The sequence below is a fragment of the Mycolicibacterium aurum genome (assembly GCF_900637195.1).
Classification (GTDB): Bacteria; Actinomycetota; Actinomycetes; order Mycobacteriales; family Mycobacteriaceae; genus Mycobacterium; species Mycobacterium aurum.
On sequence record NZ_LR134356.1, the window covers coordinates 4593852 to 4612181 of the forward strand.

The 18330-nt window shown below is 67.4% G+C and carries 16 protein-coding genes; 3 read left to right on the forward strand and 13 right to left on the reverse strand.

Annotated elements, in window-relative coordinates; all coding sequences use genetic code 11:
- Positions 1-50 precede the first annotated feature (50 nt).
- On the forward strand, positions 51-722 hold the full coding sequence (locus EL337_RS21520; RefSeq protein WP_048635335.1) for a TetR/AcrR family transcriptional regulator: 672 nt from the start codon (positions 51-53) through the stop codon (positions 720-722).
- Between the two features lie 18 nt (positions 723-740).
- Here the strand turns inward: EL337_RS21520 and EL337_RS21525 are convergent, their stop codons facing one another.
- The 13 genes from EL337_RS21525 to EL337_RS21585 all read right to left on the reverse strand — a co-directional run bounded on the left by EL337_RS21525 (position 741) and on the right by EL337_RS21585 (position 14248).
- On the reverse strand, positions 741-2003 hold the full coding sequence (locus EL337_RS21525; RefSeq protein ID WP_048635336.1) for a hypothetical protein: 1263 nt from the start codon (positions 2001-2003) through the stop codon (positions 741-743).
- Between the two features lie 22 nt (positions 2004-2025).
- Positions 2026-2727: an Rv1363c family protein gene (locus EL337_RS21530; RefSeq protein ID WP_170216929.1), complete on the reverse strand. Its 702-nt coding sequence runs from the start codon at positions 2725-2727 to the stop codon at positions 2026-2028.
- The gene (locus EL337_RS21535) at positions 2724-3440 is read right to left on the reverse strand and encodes an Rv1363c family protein (protein ID WP_048635338.1); all 717 of its coding nucleotides are present in this window, start codon (positions 3438-3440) and stop codon (positions 2724-2726) included. Before EL337_RS21535 ends, EL337_RS21530 begins: the two co-directional genes overlap by 4 nt.
- Positions 3404-4864, reverse strand: coding sequence for an MCE family protein (locus EL337_RS21540; RefSeq protein ID WP_048635339.1), 1461 nt, complete (start codon positions 4862-4864; stop codon positions 3404-3406). Before EL337_RS21540 ends, EL337_RS21535 begins: the two co-directional genes overlap by 37 nt.
- Before the next feature lies 1 nt (position 4865).
- Complete coding sequence (locus tag EL337_RS21545; protein WP_048635340.1) at positions 4866-6020, reverse strand: MCE family protein; 1155 nt, start codon at positions 6018-6020, stop codon at positions 4866-4868.
- Positions 6017-7366, reverse strand: a complete 1350-nt coding sequence (locus EL337_RS21550) for an MCE family protein (RefSeq protein ID WP_048635341.1) — start codon at positions 7364-7366, stop codon at positions 6017-6019. The genes EL337_RS21545 and EL337_RS21550 overlap by 4 nt, the downstream gene beginning before the upstream one ends.
- On the reverse strand, positions 7363-8736 hold the full coding sequence (locus EL337_RS21555; RefSeq protein ID WP_048635362.1) for an MCE family protein: 1374 nt from the start codon (positions 8734-8736) through the stop codon (positions 7363-7365). The genes EL337_RS21550 and EL337_RS21555 overlap by 4 nt, the downstream gene beginning before the upstream one ends.
- A complete protein-coding gene (locus EL337_RS21560) occupies positions 8733-9764 on the reverse strand; it encodes a virulence factor Mce family protein (protein ID WP_048635342.1) in 1032 nt (343 codons plus the stop codon). Before EL337_RS21560 ends, EL337_RS21555 begins: the two co-directional genes overlap by 4 nt.
- A gap of 61 nt (positions 9765-9825) precedes the next feature.
- Positions 9826-11289, reverse strand: a complete 1464-nt coding sequence (locus EL337_RS21565; protein WP_048635343.1) for an MCE family protein — start codon at positions 11287-11289, stop codon at positions 9826-9828.
- A gap of 3 nt (positions 11290-11292) precedes the next feature.
- Positions 11293-12147, reverse strand: coding sequence for an ABC transporter permease (locus EL337_RS21570; protein ID WP_048635344.1), 855 nt, complete (start codon positions 12145-12147; stop codon positions 11293-11295).
- Positions 12144-12911, reverse strand: a complete 768-nt coding sequence (locus EL337_RS21575; protein ID WP_048635345.1) for an MlaE family ABC transporter permease — start codon at positions 12909-12911, stop codon at positions 12144-12146. The genes EL337_RS21570 and EL337_RS21575 overlap by 4 nt, the downstream gene beginning before the upstream one ends.
- Positions 12912-13077: 166 nt before the next feature.
- Positions 13078-13551, reverse strand: a complete 474-nt coding sequence (locus tag EL337_RS21580) for a VOC family protein (protein ID WP_048635346.1) — start codon at positions 13549-13551, stop codon at positions 13078-13080.
- Positions 13552-13642: 91 nt separating this feature from the next.
- On the reverse strand, positions 13643-14248 hold the full coding sequence (locus EL337_RS21585; RefSeq protein WP_197724139.1) for a TetR/AcrR family transcriptional regulator: 606 nt from the start codon (positions 14246-14248) through the stop codon (positions 13643-13645).
- Positions 14249-14349: 101 nt separating this feature from the next.
- Between EL337_RS21585 and EL337_RS21590 the strand changes: the two genes are divergently transcribed.
- Both EL337_RS21590 and EL337_RS21595 read left to right on the forward strand, forming a co-directional pair.
- Positions 14350-15210, forward strand: a complete 861-nt coding sequence (locus EL337_RS21590) for an alpha/beta fold hydrolase (protein WP_048635347.1) — start codon at positions 14350-14352, stop codon at positions 15208-15210.
- 56 nt (positions 15211-15266) lie between these two features.
- Complete coding sequence (locus EL337_RS21595) at positions 15267-18206, forward strand: aminotransferase (RefSeq protein ID WP_048635348.1); 2940 nt, start codon at positions 15267-15269, stop codon at positions 18204-18206.
- Positions 18207-18330: the final 124 nt, after the last annotated feature.

Genomic DNA, 18330 nt, shown 5'->3' on the forward strand with positions numbered 1-18330 from the left:
CAGCGTTATAAGCACGTCTTGTATAACACCGTTATGGCACCATGGCAACGATGCGTGCAGAACCGGAGGCCGTGCGGGACAGACTTGTCGCGGCCGGGGTGCAGATGATGGAACGCGACGGGCTTGCCGCACTGAGCGCGCGCAGCGTCGCCGCCGCGGCGGGGACGTCGACGATGGCCCTCTACACCCACTTCGGGGGTATGACCGAACTGCTGGACGCGATCGCCATCGAAGCGTTCGTCCGCTTCACCCAGGCGCTGACCGAGGTCCCCCACACCGACGATCCCGTAGCCGACTTCTTCGCGATGGGCTTGGCCTACCATCGCTTCGCCCTCGCCAATCCCCAGCGATACCAGGCGATGTTCGGTGCGGCGGTACCGGCCTCGCTCGCAAAGTTCCGCTCGGACATCACCGTCACGGGCACCGCGACCAACCGTGCCGAATGGGCGACGTCGTTCGGGGCGCTGCACACCGCAGTGCGCCGGATGATGGCCGCGGGCCGGATTCGCGACGACGACGAGGTCGCCGTGGCAGGCCGGCTGTGGAGCATCAACCACGGCGCGGTGATGCTGGAGATGGCGGGCTTCTTCGGCAACGAGGGCCACGGCCTCAGCCAGATCCTGGGGCCGCTGATCATCGACACCCTGGTGGGCATGGGCGACGACCGAGACGCGGCGGCGCAGTCGATGGAGAAGGTTGTCGCCAGCGTCGCCGCGGGCTAGGCGCACCGGCCCGGACAGCTAGCCCAGTTCCCATTCCAGACGCTCGATGTAGGCGTCGATGTCGCCGATCGCGGACTCGGCCGCGTGGACACTCACCGCGACGGTGTCACCGATGCCGTGCACGCCGTGCGTCAGACCCATCATCGGCGAGAGCCCCGGCAGGCCTGTGGTCAAGACGACGGGCGCTCCGCCGAACCGCAGGTCGCAGGCGCCGCGATTGACACTGGACACCACCGTGTTGCCCGAGACCGTGGCCGCACGGGCGTCCGGATCGAATTTGCCGACGCCCCAACGAAGTACCGGAGCGGGAACGGCCGCGAGCGCTGCGCGTTCGGCCGGCATCGCCGCATGCCCGGACCGGCGGCGGCGCTGCTGCAGATCCGCGGCGATCGCGGACTCCCGCGGTCCGGCCGCCAGATCCGGGTACAGCCCGACGGTGACGTTGCCGAAGTGGTTGTTGGCGGGTCGGGATCCTGAGTTCGCCATGGGCACTTCGGCGCCCAGTTGCGAGGGGTCGTCGCCCAGTGCGCGCAGGTGAGCAGCCAGCGCACCCGATATCGCGGAGAGCACGCCGACGGTGACCGTGGGCGCCCCGCGGGACCGGCGTCGTGGACGGACCACGACGCGCAGCTTCCGCGCACCGGCGGGTCGCGCGTTGGTGCGCAGCGGGGGCCGCGGAATAGACGGCGGCGGAACGAGTCCCGCGTCGGTATCGCGAACAAGCCGCCGATGCGCCCGTGCCGCACCGACCGCACGAGAGGCAAGCAACCCTGGATGTGACCGCACCGGCGTGACCCGCGGTAGTGGGCCGGACCGGCCCAAGAGGTGGGCCGCCATCGCGGAGGACCGGATGCCGTCGCCGAGTGCGTGGCTGATCTGCACGACCACCACGGTCGCGGCACCGGCACAGCCCGGTACGTCGTCGACGGCGGGAAAGATGTGCAGCCGCCACGTCATCGCGCGGGCATCGAGCTGGTCGCCGACCAGTGCCGTCACCGCCGCCAACAGATCTGGCCACGCGGCACCGGCGTCGTCGTGCACAACGAACTGGTCCATACCGACCGGCCGCTGCTGCCAGACCGGATACGTCCAGAACGCGGCGTCATCGATGCGCAGTCTCAGATCGTCGCACTCCCGCGCCCTGTCCATCAGGGTGCCGACCACCCGATCCAGGTCGGCAGTCGCACCGTCGAACGCGTACAGCAGGAATTGGTCGCTGGGGACCGCCGCCGACATCCAGTACATCTGGGCGTCGACCGCTGCGAGCCGCCGCGGCACCATGTGTCTCAGGCTCGGGCGGCTCTTACACCGGGTCGAACTTCGAGATCAGCCAGCGGTCGCCGTGCTTCTCCAGCGTCACGCGCACGCTCGACGCGGTGTCGGTAGGCGCGTCTGGTCCCACCGTCACCGTCTGGTTCACGAAGAGGAGGACCACCGCCTCGTCGGGCGTCGCCGACACCGATGCCGCCGCGGGCACCGACGCGACCGCCGCGATCTGCTTCTCCCTGGCGCCGGGAATCACCACGTCGTTTGTCAACGATGTGTAGGAGTCCCGGAACTCGCCGGTCAGCAGATCCCGGGCCGCACCGAGCTGTTGCTCGACCTCGGCGGGCGTGTAGGACAGCAGCGCGATCGTGCCGTCGCGCGCGGCCTGCACCGAGGTGACGGCGGCCAGCTCGCTGTTGCGGACGGAGTTGTCCATCCACTTCAGATATCCGGCACCGGCCGCGAGGACCAGTGCCAGCGCGGGCAGCACGATGAACGCGATGACGCGCGACCACGCAATGCCGTCCTTGGCGGGGACCGCGGGCCGGTCGCCGGTCTCGGACTCTTCGACGTCCGGATCGCCGATCTCGTCCTCGACGGCCACGTCGGCGTCGGCCTCGGTTTCGGTCCCGGTGTCGTCTTTGACGTCGTCCCTGGTGTCGTCCTTGGTGTCGTCGTCCTGCACGATCGCTGCTGCCTCGTCGTTTTTTGTGTCGTCGTCTCTCACGTCTTTGGTCACGGCACGAACTCCACGTTCGACACCTTGGCCTGGCCGTCGATTTCCTGAACCGAGATCCGCATCCGCCATGCCCGCGGCTGAGGTTCGGGTGCGCCCGCGTTGGTCGTCTGTACCGTCACCGCGACGAGAACCTGAGCCTCGTCCGCGCTGGCGGATTCCAGACCGGCCTCGGCAACGGTGCCGACGGATTTCGACTGCGCCTGCTTGACCACTTGGACGAACGGCTCTGCCCGCTGCTGGAAGTCGTCGTAGAAGGTGCCGGTCGCCGAGTCGAGGATCCGCTGGACGTCGGCCTCGGCGCTCTGCCAGTCGATCGTGGTGAGGTTCAGCGCGCCCTGACGGCCCACCTGCAGGAAGACGGCGCGCTGTTCCTCGGCGCGGTTGGACTCATAGGTCCGGTAACCCAGCCAGCCGGCGAGGCTCGCCAGCGCCAGCACGCCGACGATGCCCGCGATCAGCGCCAGCTTGACATGCGACATCGGGGTGCGGGCCGGAGCGACGTCGGCCGTCGCCTCCGCGTCGTCCGGATCGGCGTCCGTGTCCTCGACGACGTCGGCGTCGTCGGTGACGTCGGCGTCTTCGGTGACTTCGGCGTCGGTGGTTGCCTCATCGACGGCTTCCGACTGTGGTTCGACGGCGCTGGACTTGCCCTCCGAAGCCGAGCTGTCCGGCTTCGTCAGTTCCCCGTCGGGGGCAGCAGCATCGTCTGCCATGTTCGCTCCTCTGTGGGCCCCTGGGCCAGATTGGACTGTGTGTAGACACGTCCGTCCGGTCCAACGTACGTGCCGTTCGCCGGATCGTATTCGGCGGCCGCTACCGGTGGCGGAGCAGGCCCCGGCGGCGGAGGCACGTCTGCAGGCGGTGAGCCGGGCGGCAACTGCGGCACTGCCTGCCCGGACAACGTCGCGTTCGGGTCGCCCTTCCAGTTGTATCCGTCGTTCAACGGCACGTAATTCTCGCTGCTCTCACACATCTTCGCGGTGGGTGCGCGCTTACCCGGCACCGTCACGCACGGGATGTTGCGCGCGCCGCGCACGTTGAACGCGCCGTCCTGCGGCACGCGGCAGTACACATCGCCCGCCGGCCGGTCGGGGTAATCCTCGAACGTCGGGGGCCGCTGCTGCTGGGGCGGCAGGAAGCCAGTGTTGCACGGCGGCGGAATGTTGAGATTGAGGTTCAGGGTGAGGTAGTCACCCATGTAGTCCTGTTTGGTCCCGTTCTTGGCGACGCCGACGGCCTGGGTGACCGCGGTGCCCTGCGGAAGCAGCACCAGCAGCTGCTCAAGGTTCGGTTGATAGGTGACCGCGACCTCGCCGACGCTGACCAGGTTGGCGAGCACGATCGGCAGCGTGGGCTGCAGCTGGTCGAACAGCGCTCGGACCTCTTCGGCCGCACCGGGCCCGCTGCTGAGCACGCCCGACACCGACTGGTCTTCACGCTGCAGCTGGCCGGTGATGCTCGCCAGGTTCGACGCCCACGCCTGGATGGAACCCGAGGTGTCGGTCTGGGAGTCCAGCACCGGCTGGACCTGGTCGATGACGGTCGTCAGCGAATCCAGGTTCGCCCTGGCGTCGATCGACAACGTCGTCGCACCGTTGACCAACCGCCGCAGTTCCGGACCGAGCCCGCCGACGGCGAGGTAGGACTCGTCGATGACGGTCCTGAGGTTCTCCTGCGGGATCGCCCGCAGACCGCTGTTGGTGAGTTCAAGGACGGAGTTGACGTCCGGTGGCACCCTCGCCCGGTCCCGGGGTATGACGTCTCCGTCGCGGAGTTCGGGTCCGGTACCGCTCTGCGGCACCAGCTCCACGAACTGCTCGCCGACCGCCGACTGGCTGCGCACCGAGGCGATCAGGTCGGCGGGGATCTTGACGTCCGAGTTCAGTGACATCACCGCCTGCACACCGGTGTCGGTGAGGTCCACGCTGTCGACGATGCCGACCTGGGACCCGCGGTAGGTCACGTTGCTCCGCTGGTACAGGCCGCCGGTCTCGGGCAGCTCGAGGGTCACCTTGTACTCGCCGATGCCGACCATCGCGGGCACGCGCATGTAGCCGAAGACCATGATCCCCAGGGCCACTGTGGCCAGCAGGGAGAAGATCGCGAGCTGGATCACCATCTGTCGTGTCACGCGCATGTCATGGCCCCTGATCCCAGCGGTACGGCGCAACCAGCGGGTTACCGCCAGGTGGCGGGACGTTGTGGTTGCACGGGCTGGGCATCTGCCCGATCGTGCGGCCCCACTGCAACTCCAGCCAGGTCAGATTGCACTCATACCGGGTGCCGGTGAAGAAACCCTGGTCGATCCGGCTCAGTGTGAGGTCGACGATCAGCGACAGGTTGGCGTAGTCGCCCCGCAGCCAGTTGGTCAGCGTCTCCTTCGGGAAGGGGAACGTCGGCAGGAAGCTCAGCGACCGGGTGAGCGCAGGCCCGGCATCGGCCAGCGATTGCAGCACGGGGCCCAGGTCTTTGAGTTCCTGGACGAGCGCTTCCTTGGTCTGGTTGACCGAGTCGGCGGCCAGTGCGCTGAATCTGCCGAGCTGCACCAGGGTCTCCGACAGCTGGTCGCGCTGGTCGCGCAACACCGCCAGCGCATCGGGGATCGTCCGTAACGCCTTGTCCACCACCGGCTTCTGGTCCGCGATCTGCCCGATCAGATTGTCGAGGCTCTCCGAGGTGGTGATGATGTCGTTCTTCTGGTCGTCGAGGTGCCCGATCGCGATGTCGAGTTGCTCGATCAGGCTGCGGAGGTCGTTCTCCCGGCCGGTGAAGGCGACGCTGAGCGCCTCGGTGATGTCGCCGATGTTGCCCAGACCGCCACCGTTGAGCAGCAGCGCCACGGCGGCCAGGGCCTGCTCGGTGGTGGGGAACGCGCCGGCGTTCTCGAGCGGGATCAGCGTGCCCTCTTTCAGGCGGCCTTCCGGCGGCTCGTTGGCGGGGGCCGACAACTCGATGTGCTGTGAGCCCAACAGGCTGGTCTGGCCGATCTTGGCGGTTGCGTTGGCGGGCAACACGACATCACCGTCGAGTGTCATCGTCACCAACGCGTTCCAGCCTTGGCGTTCGATCTCGGTGACGGTGCCGACGTTGACGTCACCGACGCGGACCCGGGAGTTGCGTTCGACGTTGTCGACGTCGGGCATCTGCGCCTGGATCGTGAAGGAACCGGGACCGCCGCCCTCGGTTCCCGGCAGCGGGACGGAATTCAGCCCGCGCCAACCACATCCGGACGCCAACAGAGCCACGGCGAGCACCGCGACGCCGGCCCCGGTGCGCACGGATGCGGCGGTCATGAGCCACCTCCGGGAACCATCATGCCCATCAGACCGTCGTTGGGGTTCGTCGGCAGCGGAGCCTCTGCGGCCAGCGGCGGCGAGTTGAGCAGCAACGGCCCCTGCCCCGGAGGCAGTGTCGCCGGATCGCCGGTCAGCGGAGCAGGTGCCGGCGGCGGGGCCGCCTGCGCCGGACCGGGCGGAGGAATGTAGTCCGGCCGCAGCCAATCCTCGCTGTAGGTCAGCTCGTTCGGCCGCGTCGACGCCCCGACCAGCTGGTTCAGGCCCAGCGGCGGGTAGTTGTACTGGCGGTTCTTCATGATCGGGGCCAGGTACTGCACACACAGCTTGGACGACTCTTCGGCGCCCAGGCGAGAAGCAGCTTGCACTGCGCCGCAGAGGAACTGGATCGGGTTGGCGAAGTTGTTGACCGCCAGGATGGCACTCGCGCCGCCCTGCGCCGGCTGCCAGATGTTGACGTAGTTCTGGAAGGTGTTGGGCGCACTGTGCAGGAACTGCTCGACGTCGTCCAGGCTCTCGTTGAGCGCCGTTGTCACACCCGCCAGTTTCTCCGACGTCGTGCCCAGCGCGTCACGGTTCTCCGCGACGAAGGACTGCACCTGCGGCAGGACGGCGTTGAGATCCCGTACCGCGCTGGCCACTTCGTCGGGTCCGGACAGCAGCCCGGTGACCGACGCCAGGTTCTGGTTCAGTTGGCGCATCAGGTCCGTGCTGTCCTGCAGTGCCGACACCAGGATCGCCAGGTTCTTGATCGTGGAGAAGATGTCGGTGCTGCGGTCGCCGAGGGCCGAAAATGCCTGCGACAGCTTGATGACCGTCTCCCGGATGTTCGCACCCTGGTCCCGCAGATTGTCCGCGGTCGTATTGATCACCGATCCCAAGGGGCTGACCCCGCCGGGTTCGGTCGGCTGCAGCGTCTCGCTGAGCCGTTCCAGCTGACCCCGCACCTGATCCCATTCGACGGGAACAGCGGTGCGGTCCTTGGGGATCACGGTGTTGTCGCCCATCACCGGCCCGCCGGTGTAGACGGGCGTGAGCTGGATGGCACGCGAGGTCACCAGCGCGGGCGACAGGATCGCGGCGTTCGCCTCCGCGGGCACGTCGTAGCGGCTGTCGTACCAGAACGAGATCTTCACCTGTTCGGGTTCGGGTTCGATCGAGGTGATGCTGCCGACCGGCACCCCGAGAATCCGGACGTCGTCGCCGACGTAGATGCCGTTGCTGTTGTCGAAGTACGCGACGACGTTGATCCTGTTGACCTTGTCGGTGGTTCGCACCAGGATCGCGACGCCCGCGACCAGCAGCAGCACCAGCACGATGCCGACCCACGTCTTCGGGTTTCTCATGGCGTGCCCTCCCCGGGAACGGGAACGAGCGGAGGTGCCTCACCCGGAGCGGGCACCGACACCACGCCAGGGTCGGGGTCCGGGACGGAGGCGATCCCGGGCGGCGCCAGCGCCGGCGGACCCGGCGGCGGACCACCGGGAGGCGGCGCGGGCAGCGGCTCGCGGTAGGGGTAGCAACCGGTGGGGCCGGGCGCAGGAAGGCCGCCCGGCCCGCCCGGGCCGCACCCTTGATCGCCGGGGTTTCCGGTGATGGCGTCGGGAAGCGTCATGCGCGGGTCACCACCCTGGCCGGTCCGCGGGAACGGCACCGGCATCGCCGGGGTGCCGGGCTGTCCGACCTGCGGATCGAACCGCTGGGACGGTAGGAGCACGTTCGGGTCAAGGCCGAGATCGGAGAAGGCCACGTCGATGAACGGCTGCAGGTACTGACCGGGCAGCAGATTGGAGATGTAGTTCTTGAAGAACGGACCCGACGACACCGACTCGCCCAACGACAGCGAGTACTGGTTCAGCAGCTTGAGTGATTTCTGTAGCCGTTCCTTGCGGTTGTCCAGAATCGTCAACACCCCGTTGAGCTTGTCCAGCGCCGGCTTCAACGTGGCCCGGTTCTCGCCGATGAAGCCCTGCAGTTGCTCACTGAGCGCGGAGATGCTGCCGGAGATCTGATCGATTGCCGCACTTTGATTCTGCAGTTCGGCCAGCAGAGCGTTGGTGTCGGAGACGAGGCTGACGACCTGGTCGCTGCGCTCGGCCAGCACCGTGGTGGCCTTGTTCGCATTGGCGAGCAGGCCACGCAGTTCGGCGTCGCGTTCGTTGAGGGTTTCGGAGAAACGTGCGACGCCCTCGACCGCGATCTTCAGTTGCGGCGGCGTGTCCGCGAACGTGGCCGAGAGCACGCGAAGCGACTCGGACAGCTGGTCGGTGTTCAGGCCGCTGATGGTTGTCGCCAGCTCACCGAGGGCATCGGGCAACTGGTAGGGCGACGTGGTGCGGTCGATCGGAATGGTGCCATCCTGCTGGCCGTCGCCGCGGGCGACGACCTCGAGGATCTTGGTGCCCAGCAGCCCCTTGGTCTTGATCGCGGCTTCGGTACGGTCACCGAGCCGGATGTCCTTGTCCACGGTGAACGTGACGAGCACCTGCGGACCGTCCAGTTCGATCGACTTGACCTGGCCGACCTTGAATCCCGAAACCTGCACGGCCGCATCATCGGTCAGCCCGCCGGCCTCGGCGAAGTGCGCGGTGTACTCGCGGCCCGGGTCGACGAACGGCAGCTTGTCGTAGTTCACCGCGCCGAGCACGATCGCCGCGGTGACCCCGAGACCGACGGCGCCGATGACGAACTGATTGCGTTCACTGAACGGCTTCATCGCGGCGCACACCTCCCGCTCTCCTGGCCGGCGACCTTGATGTAAACCGGTTGTCCGCCTTTGCCGTTGGTCTTGATCACGAGGTCGCACAGATAGAAGCTGAAGAAATCCCCGTAGATGCCCTGCCGCGCCAGCGCCTGGTAGGCGTCGGGCAGCGTGTTGATGACGTTGTCGAAGTAGTCGGCATCGGCCACCACGATCCCCGCGGACCGGTCGGTCTCACGGACCACCTTCTGCAGCGGCGGGCGGGCCTGCGACAGCAGATCGGCGATGCTGGTGGCTGCCGCGTTGGTGTAGGCCAAGCCGCCACTGATCTCCTCGCCCCTGGCCTGCAGTCCCTCGACGAGTTCCGACAGTGCGGTGACGGCCTTCCCGAACTGGTCGCTCTGATCGCCGAGCGAGCCGAGCACGGTGTTGAGGTTGACGATGACGTCGCCGATCAACTGGTCGCGGTCGGCCAGCGTGCTCGTCAGCGCCGCCGTCTGCGCCAGGAACGAGTTGACGGTCCCGCCCTGCCCCTGCAGTGCCGTGATGAGCTGTCCCGACAGCGCGTTGATCTGTTCGGGATTCAGCGCCTGGAACAGGGGGCGGAACCCGCCGATCAGCGCGTCGAGGTCCAGCGCGGGTGAGGTGCGGGACAGTGGAATGGTGTCGCCGGCGTTGAGCTTCTGCGTCCCGCCCGCGCCTTCCTCCAAAGCCAGATAGCGGCCGCCGATCAGATCGTCGTAGCGGATGACGGCCCGACTGCCCGCAGTGAGCACCACCGAATCGTCGGCGGAGAACTCGACCAGCGCCGAGGTGTCGGGCTGGATCTCGACACCGGTGACCTTGCCGACCTCGACGCCGGCGATCCGGACGAAGTCGTTCGTCTCCAGCCCCGTGACGTTGATGAACTCCGCGCGGTACTGATGGGATTTCTCGCCGAAACGCATCTGCCCGAAGACCGCGTACAGGCCGAACACGCCGAGCAGGCACACCGCCAGAAAGGCGCCGAGTCGCGTCGCGTCTTTCCGGATACTGACTGACATCGGTTACCTCTCTGTGCGTTTCGGGGGCGCCGGGGGCGCCTGTCGGTTCGGTATGCGAGTTCTAGCGGGGCGGTCCGGGCAGGGCCGGAACCGGCGGCGGGACGAACGGGTACGGCACCGCGGTCGGCTGCAGCTGAGCCGGATTGGGCACGATGAACGGCTCGGAGCCGGGCCGCGGACCTGGGTCCCGCGGAGCCCCTGGCGGGGGCGCCGGCGGCAGCCCGGGCCACAACGGCGTGCCGTCCGGCGCGTAGAGCTGCGCGCCGTAGGCCGGAGCACCGGGGTACGGGATCGGTCCGATGGCAGGCCCGCCGAAGTTGTTGCGGATGCTGGGCGGTTCCGGCACGGCGCGGGTCACCGGGAAGTAGTTGGCGTAGGTCGGGAAGGCGATGCCCGGGTTGGGGCGCCAGTCCAGGCCGCTTCCGAAGCCGGTGTTGGTGACCAGATTTCGCACCGGCCAGTTCTTCGACACGTCGGGCAGTGATCCGCAGCCGGGCTTACCGCCCGGGCCACCCTTGGCGCCGATGATCGGCAGATGCTGCGGGTAGTGGTACGGATCGTCGCCGAAGGCCAGCCCGGCATCGAGCACCAACGAACGACCGTTGCCACCGGGGCTTTCATAGCCACCGTTGTCGAGGAGGTGCTTGGCGCCCAGCAGCAGGCAGGTGTACTCGGGGTTGTACTTGAGCAGCAGGTTGGTCGTCGGCGCCAGCACGTTGACGGCCCGGATCAGGTTCTCCTGGCTGGGCGCCAGCAGACCGATGCCGCTGTTCGACAGCCCAATGGTGGACAGCAGCAACGCATCCAGTTCGTTGGACTGCCTCACCACGGTGGTGCTGGTGGTGCTCGCCGCGTCCAGCGTCGTCAGGATGTCCTGTGCAGCAGCGCTGTAGGTCTGGTTGAAGGCGTCGAGCGAACGCAGGTCGGCGGTGATGGTCTCGTTGCGCGGATTGAGGGCAAGCAGGACCTCGTTGGCGTCGGTGGTGGCCTGGCCGATCCGCTCTCCCTGGCCGCGGACGCCTTCGGCCAAAGCGGACAGGGTGCTGTTGAGTTTGGCCGCATCGATCTGATCCAGGACCGCGACGAGGTTCTCGAACACGGTGTTGACCTCGGTGGTCACATTGCGTGACTGCAGTACCTGGCCGGCTTCGAGACTGCCGGTCGGGTCGTCGGGGAAGACCAGGTCGACGAACTTGGCGCCGAAGATCGTGGTCGCACGGATCTGCGCTTCGACGTTGGCCGGGATGAACCGGACCTTGTCCGGGTCGATCTCCAGGCGCAACGCGACCGGCGGGTTCTCCTGCCCTGTCACCGAGATGTCCGCCACCCGGCCCACCTGCACACCACGCAGCTTGACCTTGGCGTTGGTCTCCATCACCAGGCCCGCCCGGTCGGACGTCAATGTCACAGGGACCGTGGACTTCAACGTTCCGGTGAACAACGCGTACGTCAGCCACACCGCCGCGGCAACCACCGCGACGAGCACGAGCGTCCACCACGCTGGATGCAGGCCTTCGTCGTCCATCCCTCAGCCCGCCAGGTTGAAGTTGCCGGATTGCCCGTAGACCGCAAGCGAAATCATCACGAGCACGAACGCAGACACGATCAGCGACGTCCGGACCGCGCGTCCGACCGCCTCTCCGACGCCTGCCGGGCCGCCACGCGCGGTGAAACCGTAGTAGGTGTGCACCAGCATGATCACGACGGCGAGCGCGACGCATTGGATCAACGACCAGAACAGATCGATCGGATTCAGGAATGTCCGGAAGTAGTGGTCGTAGACGCCGGTCGACTGGCCGTAGATGACCGTCGTGCCGAATCGCGCCGCCCAGAACGACGCCAGCACGCCGACGCAGTACAGCGGGATCACCACGAGCAGTCCGGCGACAACGCGGGTGGAGGCCAGGAACGCGACGCTGCGGATGCCCATCACCTCGAGCGCGTCGATCTCCTCGTTGATCCGCATGGCACCCAGCTGTGCGGTGGCGCCGGCACCGATGGTCGCCGACAGGGCGATGGCGGTGGTGGCGGGCGCGATCAGCCGCACGTTGAAGAACGCCGACGCGAAACCGGTGAGCGCCTCGACGCCGATCTCCGCGAAGTCGGTGTAGCCCTGCACCGCGACCAGTGCACCGGTTGTCACGGTGAGGAAGCCGACGATCGCGACGGTACCGCCGATGACGATCAACGCACCTGAGCCCAAACCCATCTGCGCGATGAGCCGCATGAGTTCGACCCGGTAGTGCGTGACGGCAGTGCCGACCGATTTCAGGGTGCGTCCGTAGAACTTGGTCTGCACACCGACCTGGTTCCACGGACCGGCGACCGCGCGGAACCGTGCCTTGAGCCAAGGGAACTGGGAATGTGGCCTGGAGACCGTCACATCGTCACCTTCACCGCGACAGCGGTTGCCACGATGTTGATCGCGAACAACGCCATGAAAGTGAACACCACGGTCTCGTTGACCGCGTTACCGACACCGGCCGGGCCGCCACCCACCGAAATGCCCTTGTAGCAAGCGATCATGCCCGCCGACAGCCCGAACAGTGCCGCCTTGACCAACGCGATGGAGACGTCGGTGGCGCCGATGATCAGCGTCAGGCCGGACGCGAAAGCCCCGGGCGAGACATTCTGGATGTACACGCAGAAGAAGTATGCGCCGGCCAGGCCGACCAGGATCACTGTCGCCGACAGCGCCAGCGACACCAGGGTGGCCGCCAGCACGCGCGGAACGACAAGCGCCTGAATGGGATTGACACCCATCACGCGCAGCGCGTCGAGCTCCTCGCGGATGGTCCGGGCCCCGAGGTCGGCGCACATGGCCGTCGCGCCCGCACCCGCGACCACCAGCACGGTCACGATCGGGCCGATCTGGCGCACGGTGCCCAACGCAGCGCCGGTGCCCGAGAAGTCAGCTGCGCCGAACTCCTTGAGCAGGATGTTGAACGTGAAGGTCAGCAGCACCGTGTACGGAATGGTCAGCATCAGTGTCGGCACGATCGACACTCGCGCGACAAACCAGGACTGACTGATGAACTCGCGCCATGCGAAGGGCGGCCTGACCATCGCCGCGAAGGTGTCCATGGCCATCGAGAAGAAGCCACCGAAGGCACGTACGGGTTTGGCGATCACGCCGGAAGCGACCATCTAACGGGTCCTTCCTCGTCTGCACCTCGCCGCCATACATCCTCCGACAACCGGCCTGGCCCAGCTGGGTGTGGCTGAGAGTACACAGCGGAGGACGCCGTGAACCGTATATCAACAAATTCTGGCCGGGCAACACGAGCCCGCAGCGCCGGTGCCGCACTGCCGGTTAGAGGCCGGAAACCGCCTCGTCGAGTTCGGCGATGACGATCCTGCGCATCCCCAGCATCGCCCTGGTGGCTGCCGCCGCCCGCGCAGGATCGGGATCGCAGGTGAGCTCGGTGAGCCGACGTGGCACAACCTGCCAACTGAGCCCGTACCGGTCCTTGAGCCAGCCACACTGCGACTCCTGGCCTCCGGCGACCAGGCGATCCCAGTAGTAGTCGACTTCGGCCTGATCACGGCAGTCGATGACGAACGAGACCGCCTCCGTGAACGCGAACACCGCCCCGCCGTTTATCCCGGTGAAGCGCTGCCCGTCGAGCGTGAACGTCGCCGACACCACGTCGCCCGGGGTCCCCGGCCCCGCGTCGGTGTAGCGCTCGATGGTCTCGATCGACGAGTTCGGGAAGATCGCCAGGTAGTAGGCCATCGCCTCTTCGAGGTCGTTGTCGAACCACAACGACGGTGTGATGGTGGGCATCGGGGGTCCTTACTCGTCGGATGTCCTCGGTTGTCGCCGATCACCTCGGCACCGAAGAAGACCCCGTGAGGTAAGGAAACTCATCGACGAGCTACGTCGGCGTCACCGCACCCACCGCCCGCAGCGCGAAATCCAGCACCCGGGCCTGCGCCTGCTTCACCGACTGCACGTCGTGCGCATTCTGATGAGCCATCACCCGGCTGACGACAGCATTGATGGCCACGGCGTCGGGCTCCGGATCGACCAGCGGGAACGAACCGTCGTCGTGACCCCGGCGCAGGATTTCGGTCAGCGACCGTTCCCGTTCCACGTGCAACCGTTCCCGCATCTCGCGGTAGCCCTTGGCCGCCCGAACCTGGTCGCAGTCGATGACGGTGAGCTGCCTGAGCTGTTCCGGGTCGACGATCGAGTCGAACATCTCGCCGATCCAGTCGGCGAGCTGCTCGACCGGGGTGCCCACCGCGGCCTCGGCGACGCCGTTCACGTGGGCGACGAGCACCGCGCCCGCCTGGTGGAGCAGCGCCAGGAACAGGTCGTCCTTGGAGACGAAGTGGCGATAGAACGCCCTGCTCGACAGGCCGGCGCTGCTCAGGATCGCCGACATCGGGACGGGTCCGGCGCGTTGCGCCAGCAGGCAGCGGTAGGCAGCCTCGATGATGCGGCGACGCTCGTCGTCGCGGTCCGCTCCAGGCTGCACAGCCGTCAATATTAGGGACTGAGCACTCCCCCGGGTCCCCGGATTGCCGCAACTGGGCCCTCGGTAACGTAATCTGCCCGGGGCCAGCCGAAAGGACGCCTGTGAGCACTACCCGCAGCGAACCGAAGACCGTGACCTTTCGTGGCACAGACGATCTCGCGCTCGTCGCCGACGAATGGAACGGCGGGGCCTCCGATTCGAGCTCTCCCTCGGTGCTGATGCTGCACGGCGGCGGTCAGAATCGGTTTTCCTGGAAGAAGACCGGCCAGATCCTGGCTGCGCAGGGCCTGCACGTGGTCGCGCTCGACAGCCGCGGGCACGGCGACAGCGACCGCTCGCCCGAGGCCACCTACACCGTCGAGGCGCTGTGCGCCGACACCCTCGCGGTCCTGCACCAGATCGGGCGCCCGACGGTGCTGATCGGCGCCAGCATGGGTGGGTTGACCGGGATCCTGGCGGCCAGAGAGGCCGGACCCGACGTCGTGAGCCAGCTCGTCCTGGTCGACGTGGTGCCGCGGTACGAGAAGGACGGCAGCGCCAGGATCCGCGACTTCATGTTCAGCCACGTCCACGGCTTCGACTCGTTGGAGCAGGCGGCCGACGCCGTCGCCGCCTATCTGCCGCACCGGACCAAGCCCCGCAGCCCAGAGGGCCTCAAGAAGAACCTGCGCCACCGTGACGGCCGCTGGTACTGGCACTGGGATCCGGCGTTCCTGACCAAACCGACCGAGGATCCGTTCGTGCGGGTCGAGGCACTGGAGCAGGCCGCCATCGAACTGACCATCCCGATCCTGCTGATTCGCGGCAAGCTCTCCGATGTGGTGAGTGAGGAAGCGGTGCAGGACTTTCTGGCCAAAGTCCCCCACGCCGAGTTCGCCGAGCTGTCCGGGGCGGGGCACACGGCCGCCGGCGACGACAACGATGCTTTCTCCGATGTCGTCGCCCGGTTCGTGCTGCGGTGACCGATGAGCGGCCGCGCGAAGTGGGGGCACCTCCCGCCCGTAGGACAGGGGGACAGATGACCATGGGCACCGATTCCACGGCGGGCTTCAACTTCCTGGAGCAACGTGAGCTCCCCGCACCTCAGGTCACCGAGGCACAGGCACAGGACATCCTGTCCACCTACTACGGGTTGACCGCACGCGTCACCTCGCTGGGCAGCCAGCAGGACAAGAACTTCACCGTGCACGACGCCGACGGCACGGTCCTCGGTGTCCTCAAGGTCGCAAACCCGGCCTTCACCGCGACGGAGCTCGCCGCGCAGGACGCCGCCGCACAACTGATCTCCGACGCCGAACCCACGTTGCGTGTGGCAGTGCCGCTACTGAACTCCGACGGCGAGAAGTGCACGGCGGTGGCAGGTTTGGTGGACGGGACGGCATACGTCCGGCTGCTGAAGTACTTGCCGGGGGGAACCCTGTTGCAGACCGGCTACCTGACACCGGAGTCGATCGCCGGGCTCGGCGACGTCGCCGGGCGGGTGAGCCGCGCGCTGGCCGACTTCCGCCATCCCGGCCTGGACCGAATCCTGCAGTGGGATCTGCGTTTCGGAATGGATGTGGTCGACGAGCTCAGCCATCACGTCAGCGACCACGAGCTGCGCCCCCGGCTGGAGACGGCGGCCCGAGAGGCGTGGGCGCGCATCGCGCCGCTCGATGAGCAATTGCCACAGCAGGCCGCCCACATCGACCTGACCGATGCCAACGTGGTGGTGTCCGAAGACGGCGCGCGACACCCCGACGGTGTCATCGACTTCGGCGACCTGTCCCATACCTGGGCGGTGTCCGAGCTCGCCATCACGGCGTCGTCGGTACTGGGACATGTCGGCGCCCGGGTGACGTCGGTCCTGCCGGCGATCCAGGCGTTCCATGCCGTGCGTCCGCTCTCGGGCGCCGAGGCCGAGGCACTGTGGCCGCTGCTGGTCCTGCGCACGGCGGTGCTGATCGTCAGCGGCGCTCAGCAGGCCGTCCTCGATCCCGACAACGACTACGTCACCGAGCAATCGGACGACGAGAGGCGGATGTTCGAACTCGCCACATCGATTCCGGTCGACGTGATGACGGCGGTGATCAAAGCCGCGCTCGGGCTCTCGGAACCGGCCGCCGCGGTACCGGTGCAGTCACAGCTGATGGCGGTCCCCAGGTCGGCGGTGGTGACGCTGGATCTGTCCACCACCTCAGATCTCTACGACGACGCCTTCGACGACTCCGGCGTGCTGCCCGCAGATGTGGAGGGCGAATCCGCCACGGCCGCACTGCGCAGCGGCGCCTCCCTGGTGGTCACCCGGTTCGGGGAGGCGAGGCTGTGCCGAGCTCCGCGACTGAGCCAGGACTCCCCCGATGTCGTTGCCACCGGCATCGACCTGTGGGTCGCCACCGACACCGACCTCGCCGCGCCGTGGGACGGTGAGGTGACGGAAGGCACCGGATCGATCACGTTGCGCGGCGAGGACTTCGAGCTGACGCTGAGGGGCGCGACAGAATCTGTGAGTGGGGCGGTACGCGCAGGCGATGTGGTGGGGCGCGCCCTGGCCCACCAGCGCATCGGTCTCAGCGTGCGGCCCGCAGGCGCACCCGTCGCACCGCACTTCGTCGGCGCCGAGGTGGCGCCGGGGTGGCTGGCGTGCGCCAGAGATCCCCGGCCCGTGCTCGGACTGGCGCCGCTGGTGCGGGACGCCGGCGGCGATCTGTTGGCTCGACGGGACGCCAGTTTCGCGCCCGTGCAGGAGTTCTACTACCGCACCCCGCCCCAGATCGAGCGTGGCCGAAGGCATTTCCTGATGTCGACGCAGGGTCGCAGTTACCTCGACATGGTCAACAACGTCACGGTGCTCGGGCATGCGCACCCGCGGATCGCCGACACCGCGTCGCGCCAGTTGCGCAAGCTCAACACGAATTCGCGATTCAACTACCAGTCCGTCGTCGAGTTCAGCGAGCGGTTGGCGGGACTGCTGCCCGAACCGCTGGACACCGTGTTCCTCGTCAACTCCGGGTCCGAGGCCAGCGACCTGGCGATACGTCTGGCGACCGCAGCCACCGGGCGACGCGACGTGGTGGCCATGCGCGAGGCCTACCACGGGTGGACGTATGGCACCGATGCCGTGTCGACATCGACCGCCGACAACCCGAATGCGGTTGCCACCCGCCCTGATTGGGTGCACACCGTGGAGTCCCCGAACAGCTTCCGCGGCAAGTACCGCGGGGCCGACGCCGTGCGGTACGCCGCCGATGCGGTGCACCAGATCCAAGCGCTGGTCGCCGACGGCCGTCCGCCGGCCGCGTTCATCTGCGAAAGCGTGTACGGCAACGCAGGCGGCATGGCGCTCCCCGACGACTATCTGCGGCAGGTCTACGCCGCGGTACGCGCGGGAGGCGGGCTGGCGATCTCCGACGAGGTGCAGGTCGGCTACGGCCGTCTGGGCCAGTGGTTCTGGGGGTTCCAGCAGCAGGGCGCTGTGCCCGACATCGTGTCGGTGGCGAAGTCGGTGGGCAACGGATATCCACTCGGCGCGGTGATCACCAGCCGCGCGGTCGCGGAGGCGTTCTCCAGCCAGGGTTACTTCTTCTCGTCGACCGGCGGCAGTCCGCTGTCATGCGCGATCGGAATGGCCGTGCTGGATGTGCTCCGCGATGAAGGCTTGCAGGAGAACGCCCTACACGTCGGCGGCCACCTCAAATCCAGGTTGGAGCAGCTCCGTGACCGGCACCCGCTGGTTGGCACGGTGCACGGCTTCGGTCTGTACCTCGGCGTCGAGATGGTCCGCGATCCAACCACTTTGGAACCCGCGCCGGAGGAGACGTCAGCCATCTGTGAGCGCATGCTCGATCTCGGCGTCATCATTCAGCCGACCGGCGATCACTCGAACATCCTCAAGACGAAGCCGCCGCTGTGTCTGGACGTGGAAGCTGCGGACTTCTATGTCGACACGCTCGACCGCGTACTCACCGAAGGCTGGTAGACCCGCCGACGCAGCCGTTGTCAGGTTACGCGGCAGATCTCTGAATTTTCTTCTGTCACTTGGGTTTCTGTGGTCACGGGGATGCCCTGGTGTCACAGGGTGTGTCGGTGTGTCGAACTAGTGT

What these genes read in the sequence shown, in the direction of transcription:
- EL337_RS21575 (WP_048635345.1), bottom strand. Translation starts at nt 12,911, where the DNA reads ATGGTCGCTTCCGGCGTGATCGCCAAACCCGTACGTGCCTTCGGTGGC.
- EL337_RS21545 (WP_048635340.1), bottom strand. Translation starts at nt 6,020, where the DNA reads ATGACCGCCGCATCCGTGCGCACCGGGGCCGGCGTCGCGGTGCTCGCC.
- EL337_RS21535 (WP_048635338.1), bottom strand. Translation starts at nt 3,440, where the DNA reads ATGGCAGACGATGCTGCTGCCCCCGACGGGGAACTGACGAAGCCGGAC.
- EL337_RS21550 (WP_048635341.1), bottom strand. Translation starts at nt 7,366, where the DNA reads ATGAGAAACCCGAAGACGTGGGTCGGCATCGTGCTGGTGCTGCTGCTG.
- EL337_RS21595 (WP_048635348.1), top strand. Translation starts at nt 15,267, where the DNA reads ATGACCATGGGCACCGATTCCACGGCGGGCTTCAACTTCCTGGAGCAA.
- EL337_RS21580 (WP_048635346.1), bottom strand. Translation starts at nt 13,551, where the DNA reads ATGCCCACCATCACACCGTCGTTGTGGTTCGACAACGACCTCGAAGAG.
- EL337_RS21555 (WP_048635362.1), bottom strand. Translation starts at nt 8,736, where the DNA reads ATGAAGCCGTTCAGTGAACGCAATCAGTTCGTCATCGGCGCCGTCGGT.
- EL337_RS21540 (WP_048635339.1), bottom strand. Translation starts at nt 4,864, where the DNA reads ATGCGCGTGACACGACAGATGGTGATCCAGCTCGCGATCTTCTCCCTG.
- EL337_RS21565 (WP_048635343.1), bottom strand. Translation starts at nt 11,289, where the DNA reads ATGGACGACGAAGGCCTGCATCCAGCGTGGTGGACGCTCGTGCTCGTC.
- EL337_RS21520 (WP_048635335.1), top strand. Translation starts at nt 51, where the DNA reads ATGCGTGCAGAACCGGAGGCCGTGCGGGACAGACTTGTCGCGGCCGGG.
- EL337_RS21525 (WP_048635336.1), bottom strand. Translation starts at nt 2,003, where the DNA reads ATGGTGCCGCGGCGGCTCGCAGCGGTCGACGCCCAGATGTACTGGATG.
- EL337_RS21560 (WP_048635342.1), bottom strand. Translation starts at nt 9,764, where the DNA reads ATGTCAGTCAGTATCCGGAAAGACGCGACGCGACTCGGCGCCTTTCTG.